The sequence below is a fragment of the Streptomyces luteoverticillatus genome (genome assembly GCF_003970715.1).
Taxonomy (GTDB): domain Bacteria; phylum Actinomycetota; class Actinomycetes; order Streptomycetales; family Streptomycetaceae; genus Streptomyces; species Streptomyces abikoensis.
The window spans coordinates 6,862,638-6,876,315 of record NZ_CP034587.1; the positions used below are offsets into that span (position 1 = coordinate 6,862,638).

The window sequence follows — 13,678 nt, forward strand, 5'->3', positions numbered from 1 at the left end:
ACATGACAAGCACAGACGATGTCAAAGGGCTCAGAACGCCTGGGTGGTGTTCCAGGTGGCCTGGCTGGTGGGATGGGCCAGGTCGGTCGAGACCCCGCTGAGGTGGCGGTCGGCGCCGAGGGATCCGATGTAGCGGCCCTTGGTGCCGTCGGACCAGGGGATGACGAAGTAGATGTAGTTGCCGTCCACAAAGCCCTGGTCGATGGTGCCTGTCGCGCTGCTGCCGCTCTTCGAGGCGGTGCCGGTGAGGTTCCCTTGGGCGTCCTGGGTCACATTGAGCGTGGCGATGAGCACGTTGCTCTGGTAGATGGACCAGGTCCCAGCGGCATTGAAGCCGGGCGCCTTCACGAGCCTCGCGACGGACAAGGGGGCGGATTGATGGTGGGCGGCGTCTGCCGTGGGAGCCAGAGCGATGCCACCGAGGCTGGCAGCAAGGGCGAGGGAGACTACAGCGAATCTGGTGCGCATGCGAAATCCCTCCACTTTAGTGGGACTTATCTGGCATGAGCTGTGTCGTGCACGAGCATGACAGTCCCGGCAACCCCGCACCAGAGGTAGCTGAATCGAGTGAAGTTCATCTATTGGTTGGCGGTCGGGTGTGGGTCCACCACCCGAGGTCGGCCGCCCGTCTTTTGCGTCGCCCCGCGGCTCGTCGGGCAAGGGGTGACGTAGGCCGCGACTGCTCGAGCCATCCGCCATCCTCCGGGCGGCGCTGTAAGCGGGCAGTCGGCTGCTACGGTCCGTCCATGGCGTTGCCCGTGTCGCGTGCCGTCGATCTCCGCCGTGAGCCTGTTGACGAGGTGCTGGAGCGTGTGGAGCGGTCGCTGCTGACGGTTCTCGACCGGCTGTCGCTGGTGCGTAAACGTCGTTCGGTCGGGGCCCGGACGGACCGGCACACGTGGGTGCGCATCGAGCGGCGCGGCTTCGGCCGCATCGCTACTCAGGGGTGGAACGGGCCGGGAGGCCGTCACCGTCCTGCGTGGCGTCGCCTTGGCCCCGCGCTGCCCGCTCGGCCGCCCCGACCCCACCGGACCGGAACACCCCGTTATCAAAGCCCTGACCAGCCGCGCGCCACACAGAGATACCGGCAGCTCATCAAGGCGCTGGCGGCGTACGCCGACTCCCTGACCCAAGCACCGGAGGACTCTGGAGGTCGTACAAGGTAGTCGGACCGTGCCTATGCACGCCGCTGTAGTTGCAGTCGGCGCATTTCTGCCACAAGCAGTCCGGATCGGCGACGGCGGCGTGGCGAACGGAGTGGTGCGAACCGTAGCCGTGGGCGTGAAGCAGTTGAGCGACAGACCCGTCGTATTTGAGGGCCATCTGCGGCGCGGTAGGAAAGCCGTCCTCGGCCCGTCACGGGGCAGCGGCCGGTGTGGGGGCACCGACGGAAGTCCTCTGCCAGGACTGATTCCGCGGTTGGCACTCATCAGTGCCCACGGTCGCAGAGATCATTTCCCGGCGTGGCCAGGATCCGCCTTGCGTACGTGTATGCGGCCTGGCCCGCCGCTCGGTATCGAAGACGAAGAGTATTCGGATGCTCACCGTCCCACCGCTACGCGGACGCAGCTCCCGCATGTTCCGGTAGCGGCTCTTCTCGATCCCGCCGACCGTCGGGCGGCGGAGCGCCGGACGAGCCGGCGCCTCCTGCCGGCGCGGGCTACATCGTGATTGCCGATCCGGAGGGAAACGAGTTCTGCTGGGACTGAACGGCGGGGAACTTCACGCCGGTGAGGTCTTCGGAGACGGCCCACAGCCGCTGTTGGACGGCTACCTCGTACGACTCCGGGCTGGAGGTGACCAGTCGGGGGTGGCCCTTGACCTCGTTGCGCCCGCCGGGACCGTAGTACTGGCCGCCGAGCGCGCCGGGGTCGGTGGCGGCGCGCAGGGTGGGCAGGGCGCCCATGGCCGGCGTCTGGGTGATCAGCGGCGCGAGCCAGGTGACGGGCAGGCGGAGCGCGGCGGGGGTGTTGCGGATGAGGTCGGTGTTGGACACGCCGGGATGGGCGGCGACCGCGACGGTGGTGCCGTGCGCGGCGAGCCGGCGCTGCAGCTCGTACGTGAACATCAGGTTGGCCAGCTTGGACTGACCGTAGGCGGCGGCCCGGCTGTACGACCGCTCCCACTGCAGGTCGTCGAAGTGGATCGCGGCCCGGATGCGGTGACCGGTGCTGCTGACCGTCACCACACGCGAGCCGGGCACCGGCAGCATCAGGTCAAGCAGCAGCCCGGTGAGCGCGAAGTGGCCGAGGTGGTTGGTACCGAACTGCCTCTCGAAGCCGTCGGCGGTGGTCTGCTTCGGGGTGTACATCACGCCGGCGTTGTTGATCAGCAGGTCGATCCGGTCGTGCCGGGACCGCAGCGCCGCCGCCGCGGTCCGCACGGAGTCGAGCGAGGTCAGGTCCAGCGCCTGCACGGTCACCTCGCCGCTCATGCGGGCCGCGGCCTGTTCGCCCTTCTCGACGTTGCGCACGGCGAGCACCACGGACGCCCCATGCTCGGCGAGCGCCTTGGCGGTCTCGAACCCCAGGCCGGTGTTGGCCCCGGTCACCACGGCCACCCGCCCACGCTGATCCGGAATATTCGCCGTCGTCCACTTCTCGCCCATGCCAGGCTCCCAGCTAGATAACGTACCGAAGGTATCTTGTGTTGCCGACGTTAAAATACCTTCGGTATGTTGTCAACGTACCGAAGGTACCTAATCTAGACTGGCGATCGTGACTTTCCAGCGGGCGCGAACTGAAGAGCAGCGGGAGATCCGCCGACGGGCGATCCTCGACATGGCGTCGGCGATGCTCGACGAGATGCCTGTGGCCGCGGTCACCCTGAACGAGCTCAGCCGCCGGGTAGGCCTGGCGAAGCCGAACGTGCTGCGCTACTTCGAGTCTCGCGAGGCGGTGCTGCTGGAGCTGCTCGACCGCTTTCTGCGGGAGTGGCTGACGGAACTGGCAGGGGAGTTGGCCGCCGGCATCGACGAAGATCTCCCCATGTCCGAGCGAGCGGCAGCGGTGGCCGAGATCCTCAGTCGCTCGCTGTCCGGCCGAATGGTGCTGTGCGAGCTCTTCGGCGCACAGGGCAGCGTCCTGGAACACAACGTCTCCGTCGAGGTCGTAGCACGCTACAAGCGCGCCTCCCTGGACCGCCTGACAACCATGACCGCCCTGATCCGGAAGTACCTGCCGGAGCTGGGTGAGAACGCAACACTGTTCAGCCTGCAGACCATGGTCATGGCCGGCGCGCTGTCGGCGTTCAGCACGCCCCCACCCAGCCTGCAGGCGGCCTACGAGGCCGAGCCCGACCTGGCCCGCTTCCACTTGGATCTGAAGGACTACTTGAAGCAGGCCTTGACCGCAACCCTCCTGGGCGTGCTACCCCGCCGCTGACCAGCGTTGCACTGAACAGGCCAAAACATCTGTGCCTCTTGGGCTGAACCTTTTCGACTTCTCTGCCGCCCCGTTGTGAGCTATCAGAGAGGATGGGCGGCATGAACCGCTGCGGCGATCCCGCCGACCAGCTCAGCCGGGAGCGGGGCACCGCCGGCTTCCTGGTGGACCAGGTCGGGGTGTCCCACGCGTGGGACACCCCGAGTTCGGCCCGGACGGTGCCTTCGATTGCCTCGGCGGCGGCCGCCAGGTCGAGTAGTCGGTACGCCGTCGAGCGGCCGATCCCGAACTCGGCGAGCGCGTACGCCGACCACGACGGGTGCCCGAGGACGGTCCACGACGTGCTGCTGTTGCCCGGGACCACCGCGGTTCGCGTGGCGCGCACACTCTCCTCCGCCGCGGTGCTGCCGCGCCAGGCCGAGTTGCTACGCCGGCTGGCACGGCTGGGCCTGCCGTTCAAGGTACCGGGGCCGCTGTCCGAGGGGGACTGTGGCCCACTCCGGGACGTGCTGGGTGTTCCGCACGAAGGCGTGGGCGGCCATGGCGCCAGGGCTGGGGTGAACCGATACTCGGTGAGGTGCTTCCGCGGCTGCCGTGGACCAGGCGCCGCGAAGCACGTCGGCGTATCGGCCAGGCGCGGGACCTCCTCGTGCCGGAGCCCTGCCTGGTGCACGGCAGGCTGGATGCCGAAAACCTCCTGTGGGACGGGCGGGGGCGGTTGGTCAGTGTGCTGGGCCGGGACCGGGCCCAGCTCTTCGGCCCCGCGCTCGACGCGGCATGGCTGTTCGCGCAGCAGTGGGACCCGAGGCGGGCCGGCGCCGACCGGGAGCAGATGCGTCGGACCCGGATCTGGGTGCGTACCCTGGGTCTGGAGCCGCTGGCTCGCGCGATTCTCGGCCACAAGCCTGAAGAGCACCTGGCATACCAAGTCGGCAATACAATCGAATGGCTGGACCAAACCACCGGCTGGTGAACCCATCAGGCGCTGTGTCGCGGTTGCCCGACGGCGGGAACCCACAGGATCGCGCCGGGCGTCGTGCAGGGATGGGGCGGTTCGTTCGCTCGAGGGAGGGGTGGATCCGTGTGCCGTGATCGGCCGACCGACGACCAGTTGACGAGGGTTTTCGCCGCCGTGCTGGAAGAGGTGCTGAGCGGCCAGGGTTTGCGGACCCACACCGGGCTCGACATGGAAACGGATGACGCGCTGTGGGAGATCGCCAAGTATGGTCCGGGGGCCCCTCCCGAACTCGTTGACGCCGCCCGTGCCGCCTTCGCCGGACAACTGGACGGGAGCAACGCCGCGCGCTGGCACGCAGAGCTCACGCGCAAGATCGAAGCCCGCCGGCAGCGCGCCACCGAGCGCGAGTCAGGGCCCAGGGCCACCGAGGCTCGCGGTGGTGCCGAGCCGCCGGTGAAACCGACCAGGGCGACGCCGACCTCAGTGCAGGCGGTACGCGTCAAAGGCGATCAGACCTACTTGGACGAGTACGGGCGCACCTGCTACGAAGGGGAACTGTTCACCGGCGAAGTCGAGGAACTCGCGGACAACGGGCACACCTTGCTACTCGGCACCTACTTCTCGGGCATCGAGCACGGGCGGCAGCAGGAGTGGTGGCCGGACGGGACCAAGCGGGCCGAGGGCGTGACCGACATGGGTGCCGCGGTAGGTGAGTGGCGGTACTGGCACGCCAACGGCCGGCTGTCGGAGTTGGTCGTTCTCGACGAGAACGGCCGGGAGATGACGAGAAAGCGCTGGAATGCCGCGGGTGAGGTGATCATGGATCATGTGACTCTCCGGGCCTGATCCTGAAACAGGATCACCGAAGCGCTCGCGCCACACCAGGAGGGGCAGGCTGGTGCATCTCTGTGGAAGCCGGCTGCTCCCGCATCAACCAACGGCGCCGCACGCACCTGGACGCCAAGTCCAGCAAATGGGCGTCCGCCACGGCCGCGGTGGACGCGGCTTGGTGCCCAAGCGAACCCCATGGGCGCGGCAACTGCCGTCGGCGCGGCGGGAAACGCGTCTGCCCCATCTGGCGGGGCGCGGGCCAGTTGGCAGTCTCCGAGCCCTTCTGGCCTGACGCTCCGTGACCACGTCACACAACCTGGGCCAGACCCTCGAATGACCCGACAAAATCATGATGTCGCTTCTGTGGCGGTCGTTCCGGTCCGGCGGGCGACCGGTTCGCCGCGCGGGCGCGATTATCCCGCGTTCCTTTCGTCGGCGTTCGCCTGCCAGGTACGTCCGATGGCCCGGAGCAGTGCCGGGTACACCCCGAGGAACCGGAAGGGCTTGATGGCGGCCATGTAGACGGTTCCGAGCAGCCCGTTCGGCTTCACCAGGACGGCCATCCGGCCGTTATATCCGCCCGCTTCGTCCGGTACCCAGCCGAGGTGCATCACCGCGTGCACGGGTCCGGTTGGCCAGCTCGGCCGCCCACTCGTCGGGCAGTTGGTAGAGAGGGGTGAACGGGCCGGAAGGAGCATCGGCGTCCTGGGGGCCCTTGCGAAGGTCCGCCGGCAGCCGGTCCCGCAGCGTCCGTACCCGGGCACCCGTGCCGGCGTCGTCGTTGTCCCAGCCGAGCAGTGCCCCGAGCTTCCAGCGGATCGCGAAGAGCAGGCGGTAGACGGGGGAGGAGACGGCGGTCCCGCCTCCGGCCCCGTTCGCGATCTGGCGCACCAGGTGCGGGAAGTCGTCGGGACCGCCGGGTGTCGGGAGTGCCCACACGTCCTCGACCCGGAAGTCACCGGCGATCTCGTGGATCCGCCAGCGGCGGGAGGTGCGCGCGGTCCTGGGGAGCCTCATGCGCCGACCCCTAGACGGGGGAGTGTTGAAGGGAGACACAGCATGGCCACGGCCCGCACACCCCGCGGCAAGTGGATCGAGATCGAACAGGTCGAGAGCGGCGGAGGCGACGCCAGGGCCAGGCTGGAGCGGTTGTTCGCGATCGCCTCGGTGGACGAGGGGCCCGTCACGGGCATCACCACCGAATTCGCCATCCGCGACTGGGCCCGGCGCGACGAGGCCGTGGCACAGCGCCCGCGACGGGTCGACAACCGGCGCATGGACTATCTGCGCCGCCTGTTCGCGGCCATCACGCGACAGGTCGGTGGAGCGGAGCACGTGGCCGGGCGACGACAGCACCACCTTTAGGGTGTTGCGCATGCCGCTCCCCATACATGCCCTTGCCCACCGGCCGCTGACTGCCGGGGCCGTCGCCGAACTCGTCTCTCTGGCGGCCGCGTCCCACGTCGCCGACGACTTCGACGCGGTCGAAGACGAAGTACGGCGGCGGGGGTGGTCCTGGGAGGACAGCCTGGTCTGCGAGTCCTTCCGCACCGCGGACCAGCATGTGCTGTGTTGCGACAGCGCCAGCCCCTTCGGGGACCCCGACGCACGGACTTTCCTGGTATTCGGAGAGGTCTACCCCGTCAACCCGCACGACGAGGACATGGCGAACGGGCCCTGGCTGTACGGCCTCATGGACCGCTGGCAGGAGCTGCCGGGCTGGAGCGGCCGCAGGCCCGGCACCGACGAGGACTGCGAAGCCGTACTCGCGCAGGCCGCGCAGGTGGTGACCGCCCATCTCGGCGCGCCCCCGGAGCGGACGATCTCGTCCCCCGCGGCCCTGGTGGCGGGGCCCGCGCTGACGCACCGCGTCTGGCGCACCCTCACCCACGCGTTGATCCTCGGGCCCGCAGCCGACAACGGCCCCTACGGATACCTCACCCACCTGCAGCTGTCCTGCACCCCCCTCTCCTGTGGCCCCGACCTGCCCTCCGCGGACGACGAAGACGGCCTGGCCGACTGGATGGCAGCGCACATCGACTGGTGACGGCGTGCCGCGTCCGTCGTCGAGCGAACCCCTTGTATGCCATGCCGGCCCAGTCACCTGTACGCCCGGCGCCGCTGACCGGAAGATTGCGATTCGGTCCATCATGGTGGGTCGGTGAGTAGTTCTTCGGCCCCGAGCGGGCAACCCTCGCACGAGGAGCGGCGCCCTTCCGCTCGGACGGACTACGCGGGCGCGGTGTACGGCTCGTTGCTCGCGGCGTCCGTGGTGGCCACGGCCGGAAGCGTCGGTGATTTCCCGCGGCTTCAGCTGATCGTGCTGCTGCTGGTCACGGGCGTGGTGTTCTGGGCGGCGCACGTGTACGCGCAGGTCGCCGGCGAGCGGGTCATCGGCAGACCCCTTGACCACCGCGAGGTGCGGCGGGTCGCGGGACACGAGTGGTCCATCGTGGAGGCCGCGGTGCTGCCCGCGGTAGCGGTGGCGATCGGCCCGCTGCTCGGAGCGGACCGGTCCGGCACGGCCTGGCTGGCTCTGGCCGTGGCGGTGGCCCAGCAGGTCGTCTGGGCGACCCTCGGCGCGATCCGGGCGGGCGCGTCCCGGCGGATGGCAGTCGCGGAGGGCGTCATCAACCTGTTGCTCGGCCTCGTCATCGTCGCGGCCAAGGCGGCGCTGGGGCACTGACCCTCGCAAGTCCAGCCCGTGGGGGACTCGGCGTCCCCGGTGGAGCGCCGCGAGAAGCTGATCACCTGGGGTGTCAGGGTGTTCGCCAGCAAGCGGGGCGTGTGGTTCGAGTACGGGAAGGGCTTTCCCGCCCCGGTCCGCTTGGCCGAGCTGCGCTTCGACGGCTCTCACTCACGTCCGGGCCACGGCACGGTGTCGGTGGTCGTGGACCTGGCAACGAACACCGCTGAGCTCATGCTCGTCGGCGGGCAGGTGACTTCACTCCCTCTCCCCTTGGGGGCTCGGGCGCTGACGGTCGCTGGTCACTGGGTGAGCAGTGGGTAAACGCGCAACACCGGGGCCCGCTGTTCCAGGTTTCCGGCGGCGACGAGTCGCTGCTGGCGTCCTGTTACCGGGAGTCCCTGCGGGTGGCGGACGAGCTGGGCGCGAGGACGGTGGCGTTCCCGGCGATCTCGACGGGCGTCTACCGCTGGCCGATGGAGGACGCGGCCCGCATCGCGGTGAAGACGGTGAGGGCGACGGAGACGAACGTGGAGGAGGCCCGCTTCGTCCTCTTCGACTACGTGCGTACCCAGGCGTTCGCCCGCCAGGTGACGTGACTGACCGCTTGTCCGCCAGCTCAGAGCGGTTCTGGTCACTGCCGTCCAGCGCTGAGAGAAGAGCTGGCCGGCTTGAAGCGCCCAGCTCTCATTCGCGCCTGTGCGCTGCTGGGCGAAGGCGGAGAGGGCACGGATCCTGTACTGCGGGCTACGAGATTCACCTTGCGCACGCTGGCTGAGCGAATCGAGCAGCTCGACGGGCAGGTCAGAGAACTGCAACAACGTCTGTCCGAGTTGATTGAGGAGCACTACCCCAGGCTGTTCGCCGCTGTGGGGGTCGGACCGCGGAGCGCCACTGTTGTTGGCTGCTATGAGCTCGTAACAGGATCATCTAAGTTGGCCCAGGGTGAATCGGTCGGGAGAGATCTTCGAATGGTGCAAGCTGACGAAGCGATCTTCCGGGCTACTACTCGCTCGGTCGCTTTCCGTAATAGCGGCTGACCGTCCGGGCCAGCTTCCGCTGGATTACGCGCAGCATCCTGATCGTCGCCTCGTCATCGCGCCCCGTGGTCGTTGACCATTCGACGCCCGAACCGGCGAGGTCGCTGACGAAGACGATCTCTGTAGCCAGAAGTGTCCTCGCCCAGTCCGCTGCGTTGAGGGGGGCGTCTTCGCGGAGCGCGTTCCGGAGCCTACGGCCCTGGTCGAGCAGGTCCTGTGTGCCGCCGAACCCCATGCCGACCGCGAGTTGATCGCTGCAGTGCGCGGGTCCGCCCCATTCCAGGAGTGCACGAGTCAGCAGTCCGACCTCGTCCTGGGTCAGCAGCTCGCTCGCTCTCACCATGCCGTGCGACACAGATGCATCCTTCCCCATAGTCCGCAGATGTGGTCGGGCCCGGTGCCGCCCAGACGGACGCCATGGCCCACCGGATCCGGGATGGCATTTGCCGTCGCATCCGGTCTGGATCTTCACTCAACCCTCAGGTGATCACGCTACCTGTCTCTTGAGCCGGCGCCGGCAGATGATGCTGCAGGCCAGCGAGACGAAGGCGTCGTGGAGTTCGAGTCGTCGTTCCCAGCGGACGGCGAGGCGTTTGAACTGGTGGAGTAGTGCGAAGGTCTGCTCGACGACGAATCGGAGCTTGCCCAGGCCCTTGATGTTCGGGGATCCCTTGCGGGAGATCACCGGCAGGATCCGGCGGCGACGCAGGTCACGCCGCACAGTCTTCGAGTCGTACGCCTTGTCGCCCAGAACGCACTCGGGCCGCCGTCGCGGTCGGCCGGGTCGCCCGGCGACGGGCGCGATGCCGTCGACCAAGGGGGGAGCGTCTGGGTGATGTCGTTGCCGTCCACGCACGCGTGACTCCAGTCGAGTGCGCCGGCCGCGTTGAGCTCGGCGAGCAGGAGGCGGTGCAACTGCTCGAAGACCCCTGCCTCTTCCCAGCGGTCCAGGCGCCGCCAGCAGGTCTGTCCGGAGCCGAATCCCAGCTCCAGGGGCAGCAGGTGCCAGGCAATGTCTTGATGCAGGACATAGAGAATGCCCTGCAGGCCCAGCCGATCCGGCCCCGGTCTCGGCCCAGGTGAACGCTCCGGCCAAGGCGGCAGCAACGGTTCGATCAGCACCCACAAGCCATCGTCCACGATCCACGGCCGAGTCGTCACACACCACGAACGGTCGAATCCTCACATCGGTCACGCCCGGCCAGGGCACTTCGGCAAGATCCTGTTACGAGCTCTATGAGGGACAATGCGGACCGCTTGCGCGGCGAAGCGTCGTTCGCCGCCTTGTGTGGGGCGAGCCCGGTTGAATACTCCTCGGGCAGTAGATGCCATCGTCGGCTCAACCGTGGCGGAAACCGGTAGGCGAATGCTGCCCTGTACCGCATTGTGCTGACTCGACGCTGTGCTGGGATCCGCGTACCCAGGCGTATTACGAGAGACGGGTCACGGAAGGGAAGACCCGGCGGGAGATCATCCGCTGCCTGAAGCGGTATGCGGCCCGGGAGGTCTACCGCCTCGTCCAGGGTCAGCGCCAGGTCCTGAGCTGCTCGTGAGCGGCCCTATCGCGCGCCCTGATGAGGGCGCGGGGCGCGGCGCGATCGGCCGCGGTCGGCGCACCGGTCGGCGCAGTAGCTTGTTACTGCGATTGCTCGTTGTGCGGCCTCGCAGGCGAAGGCGTGCCAGGCCGCACATCGGGTCGGGGTGACCGGTTACGGTACGCCGATGACGAGTCGCCATGATGTGGCTGTGGAGGTCCTCCGGGGGTTATCGGGTCCTGAAGTGGCGGTAGAGGTTTCGGGCCACGTACACGCCCGGGCCGCCGAAGCCGACGATGTCGACGCGTCCGTCACCGGTGATGTCGGCGAGGAAGCGGGGGTGGCGGCCGACCCGCCAGGCGCCGGCGTGGTCGTGGTAGCCGAAGCCACGGCACACCAGTTGGGCCTGCTCGAAGCTGCCGTCGCCGCGGTTGTGCGATACCCAGACGCCCTCGTTGCCGAAGCCGATGATGTCCGGGTTGCCGTCGCCGGTGACGTCGGCGAGGAAGCGGAGGTGCTTCTTGCCCGTCCAGCCCTGGGCGAACCCGAAGTCGTTCAGGACGAGCTTGGAGGGGTCGAACGTGCCGTCGCCGCGCCCGTGTGAGACGACCACGCCCTGCGGGCCGAACCCGACGATGTCCACTGCTCCGTCACCGGTGGTTTTGAGCAGGAACCGCGGGTGCTCCTCGACCGAGCTCCACCCTTGGTCGACCCCGAAGTCGTCCAGGATGTACAGAGGGTCGGGGAACGTGCCGTCCTCGTCCTGGAGGGACACCCAGACACCGTCGTCGTGGAAGCCGACAATGTCGAGCCTGCCATCGCCGGTGGTGTCGGCGAGGAAGCGGGGATGCTTGTCGGTGAGCCAGCCGCCCGCTTCTTCGTCGCGGCCGAAGGCCCGGAGGACCGGCTCGTCGGCGAGCGGAGCGAACTTTCCTTCCTCATCCTGGAGGGACACCCAGACACCGTCGTCGTGGAAGCCGACGATGTCGAGCCTGCCATCGCCGGTGGTGTCGGCGAGAAGGCGCGGATGCTTGTCGGCCAGCCAGGCGCCGGCCTGGTTGCCGTGTCCGAACGCTTTGACGACGGGCTCGCCGCCCGGGGGCGGATACGTCCCGTCCTCGGCTTGAGGGTGCACCCGGACGCCGTCGGCGGACAGCACGACGACGTCGGGCCTGCCGTCGCCCGTCGTGTCCGCCAGGGTCCACAGGTCCGCGGGGCTCGGGGAGGGCGCGGGTGGGTGCAGGACGCGCTCTCCGTCGTCGAATGTGCCGTCACCTTGGCTGGACGACGTCACCATGCCCTTCGCGGGCTTGAGCCCGACGATGTCCGCCCGCCCGGTTCCCGCGGCGTCGGCGAGAAACCGCGCACCGAGCCCAGCCCACCAGGTCGGCTGCCCGCTGGGAGAGCGCTGGGCCCCGTCGCTCTTCCAGCCGCCAGCGTCCTGGTCGCTTCCGAACCGCTGAAGGACCAGCAGCATGTCGCTGAAGGAGGGCGTCGCGCCGGGTGCCGGCCGCAGCGCGCCCGAGCAGGCCAGCCGCCAGGACTGGCGACTGTTCCAGTGGCTCAGGGGCGACCAGCGCAGCACCGGGTCGCTGGTGCGCTCGGGCTCGGCCGGCATCAGGCGCCAGCGCTGGCTCTGAGCGCTGTCGTCGTACTCGTGCAGGACGATCCGGGTGTCGTCCGGGCCGGGGTCGGCGAGGTCGAGGACCGCGTCATCGGTCGCGCTCTCGATGAAGTAGAGGCCCGCTTCCCCCTCAACGGGGACGAGGCGCCACTGCTGGGCCTGGTTGTTCCCGGCGGCGGCGTTCCACTGGCGGACACCGCGGTCCGCGGCGGCGGGGTTGTCGAGCACCTTGCCGCTGGCCGCGTTGCGGATCACATATGCCTGCTCGTCCTGCGCGGCCTGCACGGGGATGAGCTGCCACTGCTCTGGGCTCGGGCCGTCATCGGGGAAGTCGCGGACGACGAGCGCACCGTCCGCGCCCGGCGCGGCCTTGGCACCGAGGACCTTTCCCGTGGCGGCGTTGACGATCTGAAGCTTCACTTCTTCCGTGGGCACGGGCATCGGTCTGCCTCTTCCAGGCGGTCGGGGCGTGGGCTCGGGACCGGGGCGGCGCGGTAGTGGCCGCCGGTCACGTGAAGACGTGGTGGTAGGGAACGCTCCACTCGTTGGGCAGCCGCGGGTAGAACGTGTTGATGACCGTCCCGGTGAAGTCCCCGCCCCAGTTGTAGGTGAGGCGCACCTCGCTGTCGGCCGCCACCGCGTGGTCCTTGAACCCGAGGATGGCGTCGGGGTGGGTGATCGGCACGAACGTGATCCCGCCCCACGGCGTCACCGTGACGACCCACAGCTGGGTGTCCTCGGGCGCGCCGTTCTTCCCGCGCCACTTGTCGCCCACCTTGTCGGGCAGGCCCACCTGTACGGTGTCGGCCGTGCTCTTGGGAGCGTCCTGGTGGATGGTGATGCGCCTGCGCTGCGGCTTGGGTACGCCGTCGTCGCCGCGGCCGTCGTCGGCCTGGCTCGCTCCTGCGGGTTGGGGCGGGACCTGGCCCGCGGCGCTCTCGATGAAGTACAGCGGCCGCTGTCCGAAGAAGCCGGCGGGGGTGATGTGCCAGAGGTGGCCCTTCGCCTCCTTGGTGGCCGGGTCCAGCGCGGTGGCCAGTTTGACTCCCTTGTCGTGGCTCGCCTCCGCCAGCTCGGTCGGCCGGAGGTAGCCGCCGTTGAAGGCGTGGACGAGCATGACCGGCCGGTTCTCGATCAGCGCCGCCACGATCGCGTTGTCATAGCTGTTCACCGCTACCGGGCCGCCGACCACCAGGTTCGACATTACCGTGCGTTCTTGGGTGTACATCGCGGAAACCTCACCTGTTCCGAAGGGGAGAACAACGGGTTGGACGCTCAGTGCAGTGGCCTGTCGCGCGATATCTCCGCATACTCAGCCGCATTCGATCGAAGCGACTCCAAAGCCGATTGGACACCTCGTCCGCAGCCACGGTCAAGGCTACGGAATCGACAGGAAAGAAGATTCCGGAAGTCTTCGATCGGGCAATCGTCAGCTCTCAATCTACCTTATAACTCAGATGAGTTGAGATAGTCGTCGAGTCCTGTCACTCGATTGAGCACATAATACGGAGACACCTTCCAGGCGGGCGGAGCCCGTGCTAGGTTCGCCTTTCGGAACGTACGCAGAGCCTTGTTTGCATTTCACCGGGCAGAATTCGGCCAGATTAGTCGAGGGCGGGAA

The 13,678-nt window shown here is 68.4% G+C and carries 11 protein-coding genes and 5 pseudogenes; 9 read left to right on the top strand and 7 right to left on the bottom strand.

The window, feature by feature from the left end; translation table 11 throughout:
• Nucleotides 1–30: 30 nt before the first annotated feature.
• Nucleotides 31–366 carry a hypothetical protein gene (locus EKH77_RS30510; protein ID WP_240667619.1) on the bottom strand — a complete coding sequence of 112 codons (336 nt, stop codon included), beginning with the start codon at nucleotides 364–366 and terminating at the stop codon, nucleotides 31–33.
• A 380-nt stretch (nucleotides 367–746) separates the two neighbouring features.
• Here EKH77_RS30510 and EKH77_RS34145 point away from each other — a divergent pair.
• Nucleotides 747–983, top strand: a pseudogene (locus tag EKH77_RS34145) (hypothetical protein); the annotation flags it as partial.
• A gap of 677 nt (nucleotides 984–1,660) precedes the next feature.
• On the opposite strand, the gene EKH77_RS30525 reads toward EKH77_RS34145, so the two are convergent.
• The gene (locus EKH77_RS30525; protein ID WP_126917444.1) at nucleotides 1,661–2,608 is read right to left on the bottom strand and encodes an SDR family NAD(P)-dependent oxidoreductase; all 948 of its coding nucleotides are present in this window, start codon (nucleotides 2,606–2,608) and stop codon (nucleotides 1,661–1,663) included.
• A gap of 109 nt (nucleotides 2,609–2,717) precedes the next feature.
• On the opposite strand from EKH77_RS30525, the gene EKH77_RS30530 reads away from it, so the two are divergent.
• The 3 genes from EKH77_RS30530 (at nucleotide 2,718) to EKH77_RS33455 (ending at nucleotide 5,187) form a co-directional block, all read left to right on the top strand.
• The gene (locus tag EKH77_RS30530; protein WP_126917445.1) at nucleotides 2,718–3,383 is read left to right on the top strand and encodes a TetR/AcrR family transcriptional regulator; all 666 of its coding nucleotides are present in this window, start codon (nucleotides 2,718–2,720) and stop codon (nucleotides 3,381–3,383) included.
• 577 nt (nucleotides 3,384–3,960) lie between these two features.
• On the top strand, nucleotides 3,961–4,356 hold the full coding sequence (locus EKH77_RS30535; RefSeq protein ID WP_126917446.1) for a hypothetical protein: 396 nt from the start codon (nucleotides 3,961–3,963) through the stop codon (nucleotides 4,354–4,356).
• 108 nt (nucleotides 4,357–4,464) lie between these two features.
• A complete protein-coding gene (locus EKH77_RS33455; protein WP_206279962.1) occupies nucleotides 4,465–5,187 on the top strand; it encodes a toxin-antitoxin system YwqK family antitoxin in 723 nt (240 codons plus the stop codon).
• 398 nt (nucleotides 5,188–5,585) lie between these two features.
• Here EKH77_RS33455 and EKH77_RS30545 read toward each other — a convergent pair.
• Nucleotides 5,586–6,189, bottom strand: a pseudogene (locus tag EKH77_RS30545) (DUF2867 domain-containing protein).
• A 42-nt stretch (nucleotides 6,190–6,231) separates the two neighbouring features.
• Here EKH77_RS30545 and EKH77_RS30550 point away from each other — a divergent pair.
• The 4 genes and pseudogenes from EKH77_RS30550 to EKH77_RS30565 all read left to right on the top strand — a co-directional run.
• Nucleotides 6,232–6,537, top strand: coding sequence for a hypothetical protein (locus EKH77_RS30550; RefSeq protein WP_240667621.1), 306 nt, complete (start codon nucleotides 6,232–6,234; stop codon nucleotides 6,535–6,537).
• A 10-nt stretch (nucleotides 6,538–6,547) separates the two neighbouring features.
• On the top strand, nucleotides 6,548–7,219 hold the full coding sequence (locus EKH77_RS34150; RefSeq protein ID WP_240667622.1) for a hypothetical protein: 672 nt from the start codon (nucleotides 6,548–6,550) through the stop codon (nucleotides 7,217–7,219).
• A gap of 114 nt (nucleotides 7,220–7,333) precedes the next feature.
• Nucleotides 7,334–7,858: a hypothetical protein gene (locus EKH77_RS30560; protein ID WP_126917447.1), complete on the top strand. Its 525-nt coding sequence runs from the start codon at nucleotides 7,334–7,336 to the stop codon at nucleotides 7,856–7,858.
• Nucleotides 7,859–8,127: 269 nt separating this feature from the next.
• A pseudogene (locus EKH77_RS30565) lies at nucleotides 8,128–8,457 on the top strand (macro domain-containing protein); the annotation flags it as partial.
• Nucleotides 8,458–8,863: 406 nt separating this feature from the next.
• On the opposite strand, the gene EKH77_RS30570 reads toward EKH77_RS30565, so the two are convergent.
• Nucleotides 8,864–9,253, bottom strand: coding sequence for a hypothetical protein (locus tag EKH77_RS30570; RefSeq protein ID WP_240667623.1), 390 nt, complete (start codon nucleotides 9,251–9,253; stop codon nucleotides 8,864–8,866).
• Nucleotides 9,254–9,385: 132 nt separating this feature from the next.
• A pseudogene (locus EKH77_RS30575) lies at nucleotides 9,386–10,041 on the bottom strand (transposase).
• Nucleotides 10,042–10,140: 99 nt separating this feature from the next.
• Here EKH77_RS30575 and EKH77_RS34900 point away from each other — a divergent pair.
• Nucleotides 10,141–10,451: pseudogene (locus EKH77_RS34900) on the top strand (transposase); the annotation flags it as partial.
• Nucleotides 10,452–10,662: 211 nt separating this feature from the next.
• Here EKH77_RS34900 and EKH77_RS30585 read toward each other — a convergent pair.
• Nucleotides 10,663–12,498, bottom strand: coding sequence for an FG-GAP-like repeat-containing protein (locus EKH77_RS30585; RefSeq protein WP_126917448.1), 1,836 nt, complete (start codon nucleotides 12,496–12,498; stop codon nucleotides 10,663–10,665).
• A gap of 67 nt (nucleotides 12,499–12,565) precedes the next feature.
• Nucleotides 12,566–13,285 carry a hypothetical protein gene (locus EKH77_RS30590; protein WP_126917449.1) on the bottom strand — a complete coding sequence of 240 codons (720 nt, stop codon included), beginning with the start codon at nucleotides 13,283–13,285 and terminating at the stop codon, nucleotides 12,566–12,568.
• Between the last annotated feature and the right edge of the window lie 393 nt (nucleotides 13,286–13,678).

Excerpts from the sequence above, each read along its gene's own strand:
- EKH77_RS30525 (WP_126917444.1), bottom strand. The coding sequence starts at position 2,608 with ATGGGCGAGAAGTGGACGACGGCGAATATTCCGGATCAGCGTGGGCGG.
- EKH77_RS30550 (WP_240667621.1), top strand. The coding sequence starts at position 6,232 with ATGGCCACGGCCCGCACACCCCGCGGCAAGTGGATCGAGATCGAACAG.
- EKH77_RS34150 (WP_240667622.1), top strand. The coding sequence starts at position 6,548 with ATGCCGCTCCCCATACATGCCCTTGCCCACCGGCCGCTGACTGCCGGG.
- EKH77_RS30585 (WP_126917448.1), bottom strand. The coding sequence starts at position 12,498 with ATGCCCGTGCCCACGGAAGAAGTGAAGCTTCAGATCGTCAACGCCGCC.
- EKH77_RS30590 (WP_126917449.1), bottom strand. The coding sequence starts at position 13,285 with ATGTACACCCAAGAACGCACGGTAATGTCGAACCTGGTGGTCGGCGGC.